Here is a 14,095-nt window from a genome sequence, read left to right as displayed (position 1 = left end):
AAAGAAACTTCTCGGTTTTTCTTTACCCTGCTGTACCTTGCTATCATAGCAGTTATTTTCAGACCTTCTCTGTAAATTTTCTGTAATTTTCTATCTTTTTTCAAAATCATCTTGCATTTTTTCAAAGTTTTTTGTAGAATATAGATTATATATCCAGATTATTCTGAAAATTCAAAAAGGAGTATCTATCATGTCACAAGCTATTTCGTTAAATCAATCCACCTGGGCAAGTAAACTAAAAGCAATGGGACCGGGAATCCTAATGGCTTCTGCCGCTGTTGGAGGTTCCCATATTGTATCCTCAACTCAAGCTGGAGGTTCTTACGGTTGGTCTCTACTTTTCTTGGTCATCTTAGCCAATGTCTTTAAATATCCATTTTTCCGTTTTGGTGCTGAATACACAGCTGATACTGGAAAGACTTTGGTTGAAGGTTATGCCGAAAAAGGAAAACTCTATCTCTGGATTTTCTTTATTCTCAATGTCTTTTCGGCTATGGTCAACACAGCTGGTGTTGCTATTCTGTGCTCAGCTATCATCGCCAGTGCCTTCCCAATGATTGGGCTTAGCATCACTCAGTGGTCCCTCATTCTCGTTGCAATCATTTGGGCTATGTTACTCTTTGGAGGCTACAAACTCTTAGACGGCATGGCAAAATGGATAATGTCTGCTTTGACCATTGCAACTGTTCTTGCAGTTATCATCGCGGCGATTAAACATCCAGAATACAGTTCTAATTTTGTCGAGAAAACACCTTGGCAAATGGCAGCTCTACCCTTCATCGTTTCCCTCTTAGGGTGGATGCCGGCTCCTATTGAAATTTCAGCTATCAATTCACTTTGGTCTGCTGAAAAGAAAAAGACCGTCAACTTTAATACAGAGGACGCTCTATTTGACTTTAACGTTGGTTACATTGGAACGGCTATCCTAGCTGTGTTCTTTGTAGCACTGGGAGCATTGATTCAATATCCTACAGGGCAGGCGGTTGAAGCTGCTTCAGCCAAATACATCTCTCAATTCGTGGGCATGTATGCCTCTGTTCTTGGTGAATGGTCCCGTTACTTGATTACCTTTATTGCTTTCCTGTGTATCTTTGGAACAGTTATCACTGTTATCGATGGCTATTCTCGCGTTAATCAGGAATCTCTCCGACTGCTAATCCGTCAAAAAGAGGACAATAGTAAATCTTTGAACATCTGGATGACCATCACTACTATCATCGGTATCGTCATTATCAAATTCTTCGCTGGTCAGGTGTCAACCATGCTCCGCTTTGCCATGATTGGCTCTTTCCTGACAACACCATTCTTTGCTCTTTTGAATTACGCCTTGGTAACGCGTGAAAACAAAAATCTTCCTTCTTGGCTCAAACACCTTGCCATTGCAGGATTGATTTTCCTCTTTGGTTTCGCCATCTTCTTTATCTATGCACTCGCAATCGGAAAAGCAGGATAACTAACAAGCTCTAGATGAAGATAAGGTTTCATTTCATACTCAATGAAAATCAAAGAGCAAAGAAAAAACTAGCCGCAGGTTGCTCAAAACACTGTTTTGAGGTTGTAGATAAGACTGACGAAGTCTGTAACATATATACGGCAAGGAAACGTTGACGTAGTTTGAAGAGATTTTCGGAGAATATCAAGAAAAAATTCAGTCAATATTTCTATGCTAAAAGGCATAAGAACAAGGTTTTGAATACCTGAACTTATGCTTTTTTACGTTCTCAAAGACTGTTTATACTCAAAAAGCAGTTGAACAACTTCAACCACCTCTTATATTGAGTATTAATTCTCCCTTTCCAACTCATACAAATCTGCGATAATCGCTGCGACACGTTTGATATCTTCCAGCATGCCTCGCATTTCAAAGTCAGCCAAGACAGGGAAACCAAAGCGTTGGCTGTATTGCTTAGCTGTCAGGCAGTATTGGTTATTAAAGTTACGATTTCCTGAGCCAACCACGCCAAAACACTTACTAGCATTGTCACCATAGGCGATAAAATCCCCCACTGATGTCGTCAAAATCTCTACATCTCCATTATCCACGCCATTCCCACCTTCAAGGTAGGTCGGTAGAAAGGCGACGTAAGGGTGGTCCATTTCATAGAAATCGTGACCTTCCTTGACCAAATCCTTGATATGAATCTTTTGAACCTCAATTCCCTCGTACTGGGACAAGAGATAGTCTTTCAAGCGCGTCACAAAACTCTCAGTATTGCCACTCAAACTAATATAAACTAAAGAAATTGTCTTCATATTTTCCTCCATGATTTTATTTTTAATCGAAAAAGAACTACCAAGATTGTAACTTGATAGCTCTTTTTTGTCAATACTTAAGCAAGATCTTCTGTTTCCTCTTCTTCCGCCAAGGCTTTCTGTTGACGCCACATCTTATAGAAGACAAGGGCTAAGAAAAGAACATTGATGACGATATAGAAAATGCTAACGGCTTGTGAAATAACACTTATCCCTAAACGCATGGTCTCATCGTGAACTAACTGCACAGCGTCTTGTAAACTAACATAGCCATAAATCGAACCAATAATGGCTAGCAAAACATAGCCGACATAAGTATAGTTTGCATATTGCAAATTTTTACGAATAAGGAAGACAATCGCTACTACAACTAAAATAGCAGACAGTACAATCAAGGCCATATTAAAAATAGAATGAGATGATTCTGCTACTCTATAGGTGTAATTGATGTTGTCTTCTAATTGCTGGGCACTAAGTCCTGCAACATGTGACTGTTTAGCACGAAGGACTTCTTTGCTAGGCAAGGGACTCAACATTCCAAACAGAGACATAGCTGAAATAAGAGCAGACAAGATTAGCAAGACCCATAGATAAATTGGTTTCTTTTTCATAATAGAACCTCCTGATATTATTATTGATATTATAGCACTTTTTGTAAAGGGATACAAATTTTATAATGTCGTTTCTACCTGTTTTCGGTAGGCTTTTGGCGATTTTCCGCACAATTTTCGGAACACTTTATAGAAATATCCAACATTACTGTAACCAACAGCATAACAAATATCTTCGATGCTGTCACTAGTTGAAAGCAAGAGCTGTTGGGCAGCCTTAATGCGCTGTTTGTTTAGTAACTCTGCGAAGGTCGAATTGGTTTCTCGCTTAATCAACTGTCCCAGATAGACAGGATTGATAAAGAGATCCTTACTGATATCCTTGAAGGAAAGTTCTTTCTGATAATCACGCCCAATGACTTCTAGCACACTAACCACATTTTCATTCATCCGATATTGTCCAAAGAATCGAGTCAGAGTTTCCTTGATATAAGGAACCAATTCATCGAAGGTTTGAATAGCATGAATCGTTTTGACAATATCCGTCAAATCATCAGCCTTTAGATGTTCAAACAAATGAAAGACATCCATGATAAACTGGATAAAAAGCTGTTTGGTAATGGGAACACGCGGCGTATTTTCAAGAACCACCTTCTCCAAGAGGTTTAACTCTTCCACGATTTGATTGAGGTTCCCCTGAATGATAACCCTATAAATCGGTTCGTAATAGGCAAAGAGACTCTCAGACTGTTGTAGATTTACAGAACCGTAAAAGAGGGCTTTCTCAGCATTCAACTTCCAGCGTTCAAAGTGTTCTTGATAAGGAGCTTCAAAGGGAGTAACGACTAAACCATCTAGGGGTTTATCAGAAATAAAAATCTGCCAGTCTTGACCCAAGACATAGTAGGGAATGGTAAAAGATCCTTGTTTTTCCTTGGATAGGCCTATCCACCAATTCTCCTCACCTCCTAGATAACTAACAAATCCAGCCTCATCTAAATCTTGACTAAGGGTCTGACTTTTCTTTCCTCTCTCGCCGAGCTGACCTGCAATCTTCTCCAGCAGATTTCCCAACTCTACCTTATCAACAGGTTTGACCAAATAGTCCACCACACTAAGGTTCATGGCTCTTTTTACATAATCAAACTCCTGATAACCCGAGAGAAGGATATAGGCAATATCTGGTAAGATTTCTTTCATCTCCCGAATCATATCAAGCCCTGTTTTATCGGGCATATTGACATCGGAAATGACCACATCGACAGGATTTTCCTGAACATATTCTAGGGCTTCATCGGCATGACTGGCTGTTGCGACGACCTCCATATCCCACTTATCAAAGGGAATCAAACGTTTCAGACCTTCTGTCACCATGTACTCATCATCTACTAATAATACTTTATACATTTTCTCCCTTTCTACTCATCTTGAATTGTAATACGATACTGAACACCTGCTTGCTCCGCAGACTCTATAGTAATGGCATAGCGGTCCCCAAAATAGAGCACAAAACGCTCATGGACATTGACAATCCCGATAGACTGCTTTTGATCACTGTAACTGGCTTGGTGTTCAAAATGTCTCTGACTTAATTTTTCTCTAATACTTGTCAGTTTTTCAACCGACATTCCACGACCATTATCGACCACTAAAATTTCTACAAAACCATCCTGTTTAAGCGCCTTGATGCTAATCACATTATCTGTCCGTCTGTGGTCAACACCATGCGCGAAATAGTTTTCTACCAGCGGTTGCAAGGTAAACTTAGGAATTTTCATATTCTCTAGCTCTGGGTCTATCTTGAAACCATAGGCAATGGACTTGGGATAGCGAACCATGCAGAGATAGCTGTATTTACGACAAAATTCTAATTCCTGTTTGAGAAGGGTCTCTCTCTCGTCGGAAATATTGTTACGCAAGAGACTACTGAATTCATAAATGATATCTGCCAACTCATCTTGACTTTGCATAACTGCATACATGCGCAAGAACTCCAGCGTATTATACATAAAATGAGGATTGATTTGAGCCTGTAAGGCTCGCATATTGGCATCTTTTTGACTAAGCTCTAACTGATAAATATCATGGATATTCTTTTCCAAGCGATCCAACATATCATTGGTCGTCTCCGAGATTAGGAGCAATTCCTGATCCTTTTCAAGCGTATCAATGCGAAGACCTTCTTGTCCTTTGGCAATAGCTTGGATGGAATCCACCAGGTCCACTACCTGCTTTTGATAATTAGCAAAAGTCTTCCTCAAAGTCAGATAGAGAATGACAATAAAGAGAAGGCTCAAGCCCACAATCAAAGCAGAGCTAGCCACTGTTCCTTGTAAAACAAAGTTTTTAGGAACTGCCACCTGAACCTGATATCCATGAGAGGTAAAACCGACAAACCAGTTCTCATGTTACCTATTGACCCTCTCACCAATATGAAAAATCTCCGTATCAAATGGTGATGTCACAGTCACAGCCATCGGGATATGACCTCGGGTATTGTCAATGGCATGATATAAGACTTCTGGATCCAAGGAGATGTAAATCACTCCTATAGATTGATCCGTTGCTGGGTCCAGAACTGGAATGCCAAAACTATTGGCCTCTGGTTTAAAGGCCTCAGCAGGCAAGACATGACCACTTCTTTTATCCCTTGTTGAAACATAAACTTCTTTAAAATCCTGCAAGACGATTGCAACACCCGTTATAGAGTCATTTTGGACATAAAGATCATCAATGTTTTCATACAGAGAAATAGAAGTTGACGAAGCTGCTTGATGCTCCAATAGCCAATAAAAATACTCAGAAGTTGACAAGCTAAAGTACTTATAAACCCCTTGTATCCGGTCTTGATTGGCTACTAAATCTTGCGCCAGTTGGGCTGACTCCCGATAATAATACTCCACCTCATCGACTGTTCGAGTGGTTACACGTTGGGCTACTCTTTGAGCTTCCTTTTCCCGTGAATCCCAGTCAGCGTAAGAGAGTAAGATTGCAAAACTCGCAATAATAATCATCATAACTGAACTGTAGGTTCTTAGAAGCGTATGTAGCCAAAACTGCTTCATTCTATTTTGTCGCCAATTTTTCATGGATACTTTCATAGACCGGTTCCAACATATCACTGATAAAGAAATGCCACATCCCAATTCCTACAAAGAAAAGTAGGGCAGGCATATAGTAACCAATTGCCACAAGTAGCACTGTCCCAAGGAGAACCTTGGCCACAGCTGCTAAGCTCATAAATATGCCAATCAAGGATAGTTTGAGACTATTTCGATAGGACAAATCAAAATAAACTTGTAATTTCAAAGATACTGTATAAGCCAAAAAGATCAGGGCAACTACTAGGACATTCAAAAAGGTCGCAATCAAATGAATAATAGTCTGATGAGGCAATTGCACCAAGAGATACAGGCCATAGACCAAAACTAGATCCACCCCTAAAAAGCTATAGAAAATCAGGTTGCTTGAGACGAAATTTTGCTTATAAAGAGACCACGCCTCCTTCAAACTGTATTCCCGAAAGCTATAACCATGTTCTGCATACAGGCTCATCAAGGTGGCACTAGCCGGCGCTAGACCAAGGATAATCCCTCCTGCCAATGTTAATAGCCAAAAGAAGGCTGTCGCAATCATCCCTAAAAAGAAACGATTAAAGACAAAGTCTAAAAATCTCCCCATGATATCCTCCTAAAAATAACTATGAAACTATTATATCATATTTCAAGCGTTTTCAAAAACATAGACTATCCATTTACAATCCCACCAAACCGTGGTACAATGAGAATTGTGAGAAAATTATCAGGAGACAATTCATGAACAAATCTATCTTAACTACACTGCTCTTTGCAGTTCTTTACTTCCTCTGCATGGGGATTGGTGTCCTTTTGGGCAATCTCCTTGACCAAACTGGAAACATGTTTTATGCACCTGCCTTTACTGCCCTTGTCGGCGGTAGCGTCTATATGATTCTAGTCGCAAAAGTTCCGCGCTTTGGAGCCATTACCACTATCGGCCTTGTCATCGCCCTCTTTTTCTTGGGGAGCAAACACGGTGCTGGTGCCTTCCTTCCTGGAATTATCTGTGGTCTTCTAGCAGATGGAGTAGCTCATTTAGGAAAATACAAGGACCAAACAAAAAATTTGCTTTCTTTCATTATTTTCGCCTTTAGTTCAACTGGTCCAATCTTACTCATGTGGATTGCGCCCCAAACCTATATGGCTACTCTTCTAGCAAGAGGAAAATCCCAAGAATATATCGACCGTATCATGGTCGCACCAAATCCTGGAACCATCCTTCTATTTATCGCTAGTGTTGTCATCGGAGCCCTAGTTGGCGCCTTGATTGGACAAGCCTTGAGTAAAAAATTTGCACAGAAAATCTGATAAATAAAAAGAGCCGCACGGCTCTTTTTATTTATGACTCAAGACTTAGTCAAGAAATCTCCCAAGAATTGGATTGCAAAGATAATCAAAATGATAATGATGGTTGCCAAGATGGTCACATCGTGATTGTAGCGGTTAATACTCAATGAAAATCAAAGAGCAAACTAGGAAGCTAGCCGCAGGCTGTACTTGAGTACGGCAAGGCAACGCTGACGTGGTTTGAATTTGATTTTTGAAGAGTATAAATCCATAAGCGATGGCTACGTTAGCAATACCACCAGCTCCAACCGCACCAGCCATAGCTGTTTCCCCAACAAGGGAAATCAAGGTCACAGTCGTCACACGGATCAAATCCGACAGATCTTCTAGTAATCCTGAGCTTTCTAGGCTAAACTTTTTTATCTGAAAAACTTCTTTTTTCTAGTGATAAAATCAACCCTATCACACTCACTACCAAAAATACCCACCAACAAAGCCTGATATCTTGCAAAGCTAAGAAGGAAAATACAGACATCCCCAAAGGTAATGTTAGGGAAAAAATCATACTCAAGAGATTATTACTTCGAGCTAATACATCCGCGCTCAAATTAGACAGTAATAGAGTATCTAATTTAGGCATTGACTTCGACATCAAATACATGACAAAAGCTAAGCAAGCAACACCTACTAGAGGAGAAAAATCTAAAATATTAGCAGTAGCAAGTAATACAAACAGGATTGCATTGAGCGATAGCAAACTTGAGAAAGACAATTTCCCAAAATAATCATGAGGAGTTAGGCTACCAAGAATAGCTCCTCCCAAGCTAACACATTCAATTAAAAATAGAGCTTGAGCATAGCTGAGATGATAGATAGTATGGTCTAATAAATAAAAGTGGTAAATACCTCCAACTGCTCCTCCCAAAGTATTCATCACTAAAATGACAAGAATTATTTTAAACAAAGATTTACTTTCTCTCTGTCTAAATATATTATCCATGTCCGCATAGATTGCCTTAACTTGTTGAAGTAAACTAATCGACTTATCCTCTACACTTACAGACAAATGCGTCAATTCTCTTCTATTTTTGAACAAAATGAGAGAAGATAGTAAAAAGAAGCCAGCATTCACAATTGCAACAAAAGAAAAATTTTGGTGGCTTGTTGTGAGTAGCCACACTCCTAAGGCTTGACCTCCTAGATTTGATAAATAGGAAACAAACTGAGTAAAGGAATAAGCTTCATAGAGCTTATCTTCCGAAATATTATGCTGGATAATCGGCATACGAAGTCCTGCTGTATAATCTGATAAAATATCCGAACAGATATTAACCATACAGATAATAGCAAACGTTACGAAGTTCTGGTCATGAATCACACTAGCAATCAAAAGAAATAGTAGACTTTGCACACAACCAACCCAAATAATTGTCCCTGCTTTATTCCGAGTATGATCAGCCTTAATCCCAACATAAAAAGTAAATAGGAAAGGTAAAATCGTAATCATATTCGCCATAAATACAGCTATATTTTTAAAGGGTAGACTCGCAGCATAAACGATAAATACCAGATTATAAATATAAGCTCCACTTGAGCTCAAAAACCTTGATAAGGTCAGTATTCTAAATAAATGATGTCTTAAGAATAGTTTCATAACAGGCCTTTCTCACATTTCAAAGAGTATTCTATTGAATCCAGTCTAACAAAAAAAGCGGGGCTCCCCACTTTTTTGTAATATATTTTTTCTGAAAATAGAAACTCTAGCGCCTAGAAACTACTAATTATCAATCCATCTACAAGGCTATTTATTTTTCATCAGTCGATGTAACGAGAATATATTACAAATCTTTATTTGAAAGCTGATTTGCAAAATAGTTTTCATAGTATCTTGCACCACCTACATACTCTAAATCTTGTAAGATTGTAATGCCTCTCTGGATTTTTTCAAGACCCTTATTTTCTACATTAAAAATAGTATCATAATACCCTTTAGCAATCATATAAATGATTTTCAGATAAGCTTCAGATTCTGGCAATTCTCGTTTTTCAATCTGAAAAACAAAATAGTCTGCTTTTAATTTATCCTTTTCCTCTATCGCTTTAAAGAGTCCATTAATTAAAATGGTGTCAATACCAACTTTGTTACTAGGTAAAGAGCCTAATAAATCCGTCTTTTGCAACATCTCCCTAGAATATTTAAAATAGAGGGGCAGAGGAAACAAAGTAGAAATCGTTGAAAATAGTTCCAATTCATAATTTCCCCAGATATCAATAGTAAAAAAATAGTCATAGAGAAAAGTCAGTTCTTCATCCGTTGCTCTTATTTCTGAATCAAAAAACACAAGAAGGCTTTTGATACGAATCATTTGTAAAAGATAGCTCTTTTCACCACTTGATCTATACTTTTGAGCCATCTCTTCATACAAGGAATGGAGAGAATCAATCCCTTCTCTGTCATATAGATCCCAGAGATTTTCTTGAAAAGCCAAAACCTTTTTCTGAGAAAAACCACGTACCAAGTACATAAATTCATTCAAATCAGAGTGGATGTTATCTAAAGCAGTAATCAATTTCATAGATGATAAGTCTGCTTCTCCACGCTCAAATTTGCTCAGCATGGAATAAGTAAACTCTCCTCCCGTTGCCTCCTGTAGAGATACATTCCGACTCTTTCTCAATTCTTTAAAAACTTCTCCCAGATTTTGCATATTGACTCCCCACAATTCTTAACTCTCTAACTCATAAAAGCGACGATTGATAGCAACCAGTACAGAGAATTTTAAGTCTTGGCTATACGACAACTCTTATGAATGATGTACAGATGTCCTAGCTATTTTTATTTATGGCTCAATTTCTTGGTCAAGAAATCTCCCAAGAATTGGATTGTAAAGATAATCAAAATGATAATAATGGTTGCCAAAATCGTCACATCGTGATTGTAGCGGTTAAATCCATAAGCGATAGCTACGTTACCGATACCACCAGCTCCAACTGCCCCCGCCATAGCTGTTTCCCCAACAAGGGAAATCAAGGTCACAGTCGTCACACGGATCAAATCTGGAAGACCTTCTGATAGGTAAACACCTACGATATCCCAGAATGTCGCTCCGCTAGCTTGAGCCGCCTCAATGACACCACCATCCAATTCAGCCAAGACAACCTGCACCTGACGGGCAAAGAAGGCAAAGACTGCAAAAGATAGGGGTACAATAGCCGCATTTGGACCAATGCTTGTTCCTACGATTAGATGAGAGAAGGGTGACAAGACTGCCAAGAGAATGATAAATGGCACCGCACGGAAAATAGAGGTAATCTTATCCAAAATCCAGAAAACAGCCTTATTTTCCAAGACACCACCTGGCGCGGTCAAGACAAGGAAGAGACCTGCAACTAGCCCCAAGAAACCTCCGATGATGAAGGAAAGAACTGTCATATAAAGAGTTAGGTAGATGGCTGTCCCCCAGCCTGCTTGACCAGCCCAGCCCATCTTATAGACATTTGGCAAATAGGTTTGAATCAATGACTCCATCTTACTGTCCTCCCTTCAATACTTTTAGTTGTACGCCTGCTTGACGAATGGCTTCTTGAGCACCTGCTAGCGCTGCTTTTTCACCTGACAAGACCACAACTAATTCTCCAACAGGAGTTCCATCGAGGATTTCGATATTTCCATAGAGGATATTCGCCGTCACTTGATAATGCTTGTACAATTCATTCAAAAGTGGCTCGTCTGTTGAAGCACCTGCATACTTGAGTTGCACTAAGAGACTATTTTCAGACAGGTTTTGCACAATTTCTTGCTTCTCGATTTTGACCATAGCTTCGTCAATACCTGTAGCTGTTGAGATAAAGTCTTGAGTCAAAGGTTGTTTAGGGTCTGAGAAGATTTCAAGAACACTACCCTCCTCAATCAAATGCCCATCCTGCATAACTGCCACACGGTTAGCAATGTCTTTGACAATCTGCATTTCATGCGTAATCAAGACAACAGTTAAGCCTAATTTTTGGTTCAAATCTTGCAACAAGGCCAAAATCTGCTTGGTTGTCTTAGGGTCAAGGGCAGAAGTTGACTCGTCTGAAATCAAGATTTTTGGATCATTGGCCAAGGCACGCGCAATGGCTACACGCTGTTTTTGCCCTCCAGATAGTTGTGAAGGGTAGTTTTCAGCACGGTCTGCCAAGCCAACCAAGTCCAACAACTTGGCTACTTTAGCCTTCTTTTCTTCCTTGCTGAGTCCAGAGTGTTTAAGGGCAAAGGCTACATTCTCCTCTGCTGTCTTTTGGCTCATCAGGTTAAAATGCTGGAAAATCATTCCAATATCTTGACGTTTACGACGCAACTGCTCGGCCGTCAAGGTCACCTTGCCATCAAAAATCACATCGTCATCAATGGTAATTTTCCCTGCAGATGGCTTTTGCAAGAGATTAATCACCCTTACAAGGGTTGATTTCCCTGCTCCAGAATATCCAACGATTCCGTAGATATCCCCTTCTTGGATGTGAATGGTCACATCCTTGACCGCTGTGATGGTTCTCTTCTTTTGGTGAAAAGTCACATCGATCTGATCTAACTTGATAATATCTCTACTCATAGCTTCTAATCAGCTCCTCTACTAATTCAATATGGGTGTAATAATCGGCGATTCGCACATTTTCATCCCCACCGTGGTCTCGACTATTAGCATTTCCTAGACCGAAGGCCACCATTGGTACCTCTAGGGCATCAAAGACCGTATGCATAGGCCCTGTCCCCGCTGTTGTCGGCAAGACTGAAACGCCCTGTGGATAGAATTTCTTGGCCAACTCGATTACATTGAGAATGGCTGGTGCGCTCATATCGCTTCGATAGCTCATCTCTCCCAAGGTATAGTATAATTCTACCTTATCAAAGCCATTTTTGTCTAGCTGTTTCCGAATTTTTTCCAGAACATCATGCGGTTCTAGACCAGGAACCAAACGAACCTCTAGCTTAGCACTGGCTTCTGCTGGTAAAATCGTTTTAACCCCTTGTCCTTGGTAACCTGACTGAATCCCTTCGATATTAAGGGCTGGCTCGAAAAAGAAACGTTTCAGAAAGGCTGCGCGGTCCTCTTGTAAAAGGGGTAATTCCAAACCATAAATCTGGCTGATTTCCCCTGGATTTCGTTGGGCATAGGTACCCACCAAGGCCAATTCACGTTCATTTGGCTCTTGAACTTCTTCGTACAAACCTTCAACCAAGATACGGCCATCTGCTGCACGAAGAGACTGTATGGCTTGAAGGAGATACCAGGGAGCTGATTCCACAACCCCACCATAACTAGAATGGATATCCACATCAGCGCTTTTCACCTTGGCATCAAAGGTCACAATCCCCTTATTTCCACCAGAAATTTCCAGCTGTTCCAAGGCATTTTTGGTTCCTTGTTCCCAGACCAACAAATCTGCACCACGGAGTTTATCCGCATGCTTTTCTAGATACTTATCTAGGTCTGTCGAAGCGGATTCCTCCGCTCCCTCCATGATAAAACTGATATTGACAGGCAGGTCATCATGGTGCTGCATGTATTTTCTCAAAGCACTCAAACGAGCCGTGATATGACCCTTGTCGTCATCAACCCCACGCCCATACATAAAGCCATTGCGGACCGAAAGCGTAAAGGGATCCTCTGTCCACACCTGATCCCCATCCGCTGGCACAGTGTCATAGTGGTTATAGAAAATCAGGGTCTTGGCATCTGGACGCGAACTCTTGAAATGTGCCATGACAAAGGGCGCCGTATAAGTCTCATCAATCTCCACTTCAGCCCCAACACGCTTGAAAATCTCACCCAGATAGTTGGCAACTTCCTTAAGTCCAACCTGTTGGGCAAAGACCGACTTCTTAGAAATCAAGGTACGCAAAACCTCAAAATAATGCTGGGCTACATGATCCTTTTCAAATTTTTCAATCTGTTCTTGTTCGCTAGGAAAAACCATATTCTCTCTACCTTTCTATGAACCTATAGTCTTCTTTACAATCCATGCTCTATACAAAAGCAAGAGGTGGAATTTTCTCTCCCACCTCCCTGTTTCTTATTACCAAACTGGTTGATCCAAACCGTCTGATGTTTCTTCGATAACTTTTTTCACGTCATCTGTGTGGTAAGCTGCGATCACTTTCTTGATAGCATCAGCTTTTGGTGATGTTTCCCAATCTTTTTTCGCAACGATGATGTTGTACCATTGTTTTGAATTTTCATCAGCTTGTTCTTTGAAAAGTGCTTTCTTGTAGTCCAATTTTGCTTCTGTAACGAAGGTATTGTTTACAACGGCAGCGTCAACTGATGACAATGAACGAGCTGTTTGGCTAGCATCCAATTCAGTGATTTTCAAGTTCTTTGGATTTTCTTTGATGTTAGCAACTGTTGCAAGAGCAGTTCCAGAAACATCCAATTTAATCAAGCCAGCTGATTGAAGCAAGTAAAGTGCACGACTTTCGTTTGTAGCGTCGTTTGGTACAGCGATTTCTCCGTTTGCTGGGATGTCTTCTACTTTAGTGTACTTGTTGTCACTTCCATTCAAACCTGAGTAAAGACGGATTGGAGAGATGTAAGTATCTGCAATCGCTACAAGGTCTTTTCCGTTTTCTTTGTTCCAGTTGTTCAAGAAGTTATAGTGTTGGAAAGCGTTCAAATCTACTTCGCCATCAGCAGTTGCCTTGTTTGGTTGTGAGTAGTCTGTGAACTCTGTAAATTCCAAGGTAATACCATCTTTTTTAACCAATTCTTGGATTTTGTCCCAACGTTTTTCTTCAGAACCGCTACGGTTAACAGTTGCGATTTTGATAGTTGTTGCATTGTCTGCTTTCTTTTCTGAGTTTCCGCAAGCTGCAAGAGCCAAACCTGCGACTGTAGCAAGAGCTGCTACACCAAGCCATTTTTTGATTTTCATGATTCTTTCTCCTTA

12 protein-coding genes and 3 pseudogenes are annotated in these 14,095 nt (G+C 40.2%); 2 read left to right on the top strand and 13 right to left on the bottom strand.

What is annotated here, in order from left to right; genetic code table 11:
• Window positions 1-190: 190 nt before the first annotated feature.
• Entirely contained in the window at window positions 191-1,453 is a 1,263-nt protein-coding gene (locus NMM17_RS00315; RefSeq protein ID WP_254753633.1) for an NRAMP family divalent metal transporter, read from the top strand.
• A gap of 329 nt (window positions 1,454-1,782) precedes the next feature.
• Here NMM17_RS00315 and nrdI read toward each other — a convergent pair whose 3' ends face one another.
• From nrdI to NMM17_RS00290, 5 genes and pseudogenes are all read right to left on the bottom strand, one after another.
• Window positions 1,783-2,253: a class Ib ribonucleoside-diphosphate reductase assembly flavoprotein NrdI gene (gene nrdI, locus NMM17_RS00310; RefSeq protein ID WP_254753632.1), complete on the bottom strand. Its 471-nt coding sequence runs from the start codon at window positions 2,251-2,253 to the stop codon at window positions 1,783-1,785.
• 77 nt (window positions 2,254-2,330) lie between these two features.
• A complete protein-coding gene (locus NMM17_RS00305; RefSeq protein WP_223330348.1) occupies window positions 2,331-2,864 on the bottom strand; it encodes an ABC transporter permease in 534 nt (177 codons plus the stop codon).
• 60 nt (window positions 2,865-2,924) lie between these two features.
• Window positions 2,925-4,211, bottom strand: coding sequence for a response regulator transcription factor (locus NMM17_RS00300; protein WP_254753631.1), 1,287 nt, complete (start codon window positions 4,209-4,211; stop codon window positions 2,925-2,927).
• Between the two features lie 11 nt (window positions 4,212-4,222).
• A pseudogene (locus NMM17_RS00295) lies at window positions 4,223-5,893 on the bottom strand (sensor histidine kinase).
• Window positions 5,871-6,485 (bottom strand): YesL family protein, encoded by a 615-nt coding sequence (locus NMM17_RS00290; protein ID WP_000532348.1) that lies wholly within the window; start codon window positions 6,483-6,485, stop codon window positions 5,871-5,873. Before NMM17_RS00290 ends, NMM17_RS00295 begins: the two are co-directional and overlap by 23 nt.
• Window positions 6,486-6,619: 134 nt before the next feature.
• Here NMM17_RS00290 and NMM17_RS00285 point away from each other — a divergent pair, with 134 nt between their 5' ends.
• Window positions 6,620-7,189, top strand: a complete 570-nt coding sequence (locus NMM17_RS00285; protein WP_254753630.1) for an MptD family putative ECF transporter S component — start codon at window positions 6,620-6,622, stop codon at window positions 7,187-7,189.
• 38 nt (window positions 7,190-7,227) lie between these two features.
• Here the strand turns inward: NMM17_RS00285 and NMM17_RS00280 are convergent.
• The 8 genes and pseudogenes from NMM17_RS00280 to NMM17_RS00245 all read right to left on the bottom strand — a co-directional run.
• A pseudogene (locus tag NMM17_RS00280) lies at window positions 7,228-7,326 on the bottom strand (ABC transporter permease); the annotation flags it as partial.
• A 106-nt stretch (window positions 7,327-7,432) separates the two neighbouring features.
• Window positions 7,433-7,561: pseudogene (locus NMM17_RS00275) on the bottom strand (ABC transporter permease); the annotation flags it as partial.
• A 16-nt stretch (window positions 7,562-7,577) separates the two neighbouring features.
• Window positions 7,578-8,822, bottom strand: coding sequence for a transporter (locus NMM17_RS00270; protein ID WP_254753629.1), 1,245 nt, complete (start codon window positions 8,820-8,822; stop codon window positions 7,578-7,580).
• Window positions 8,823-9,006: 184 nt separating this feature from the next.
• Entirely contained in the window at window positions 9,007-9,693 is a 687-nt protein-coding gene (locus NMM17_RS00265; protein WP_302850807.1) for an Rgg/GadR/MutR family transcriptional regulator, read from the bottom strand.
• Window positions 9,694-10,004: 311 nt separating this feature from the next.
• On the bottom strand, window positions 10,005-10,697 hold the full coding sequence (locus NMM17_RS00260) for a methionine ABC transporter permease (RefSeq protein ID WP_247942341.1): 693 nt from the start codon (window positions 10,695-10,697) through the stop codon (window positions 10,005-10,007).
• Window position 10,698: 1 nt separating this feature from the next.
• Window positions 10,699-11,760 carry a methionine ABC transporter ATP-binding protein gene (locus NMM17_RS00255; RefSeq protein WP_004260936.1) on the bottom strand — a complete coding sequence of 354 codons (1,062 nt, stop codon included), beginning with the start codon at window positions 11,758-11,760 and terminating at the stop codon, window positions 10,699-10,701.
• Window positions 11,753-13,126 carry a M20/M25/M40 family metallo-hydrolase gene (locus NMM17_RS00250; protein WP_000231805.1) on the bottom strand — a complete coding sequence of 458 codons (1,374 nt, stop codon included), beginning with the start codon at window positions 13,124-13,126 and terminating at the stop codon, window positions 11,753-11,755. The genes NMM17_RS00255 and NMM17_RS00250 overlap by 8 nt, the downstream gene beginning before the upstream one ends.
• A gap of 99 nt (window positions 13,127-13,225) precedes the next feature.
• The gene (locus tag NMM17_RS00245; RefSeq protein WP_000694523.1) at window positions 13,226-14,080 is read right to left on the bottom strand and encodes a MetQ/NlpA family ABC transporter substrate-binding protein; all 855 of its coding nucleotides are present in this window, start codon (window positions 14,078-14,080) and stop codon (window positions 13,226-13,228) included.
• Between the last annotated feature and the right edge of the window lie 15 nt (window positions 14,081-14,095).

The organism is Streptococcus sp. CF7_Ac1-12 (assembly GCF_024295905.1).
Taxonomy (GTDB): Bacteria; Bacillota; Bacilli; order Lactobacillales; family Streptococcaceae; genus Streptococcus; species Streptococcus mitis_AP.
This window is presented reverse-complemented; position numbering and strand designations above follow the sequence as displayed.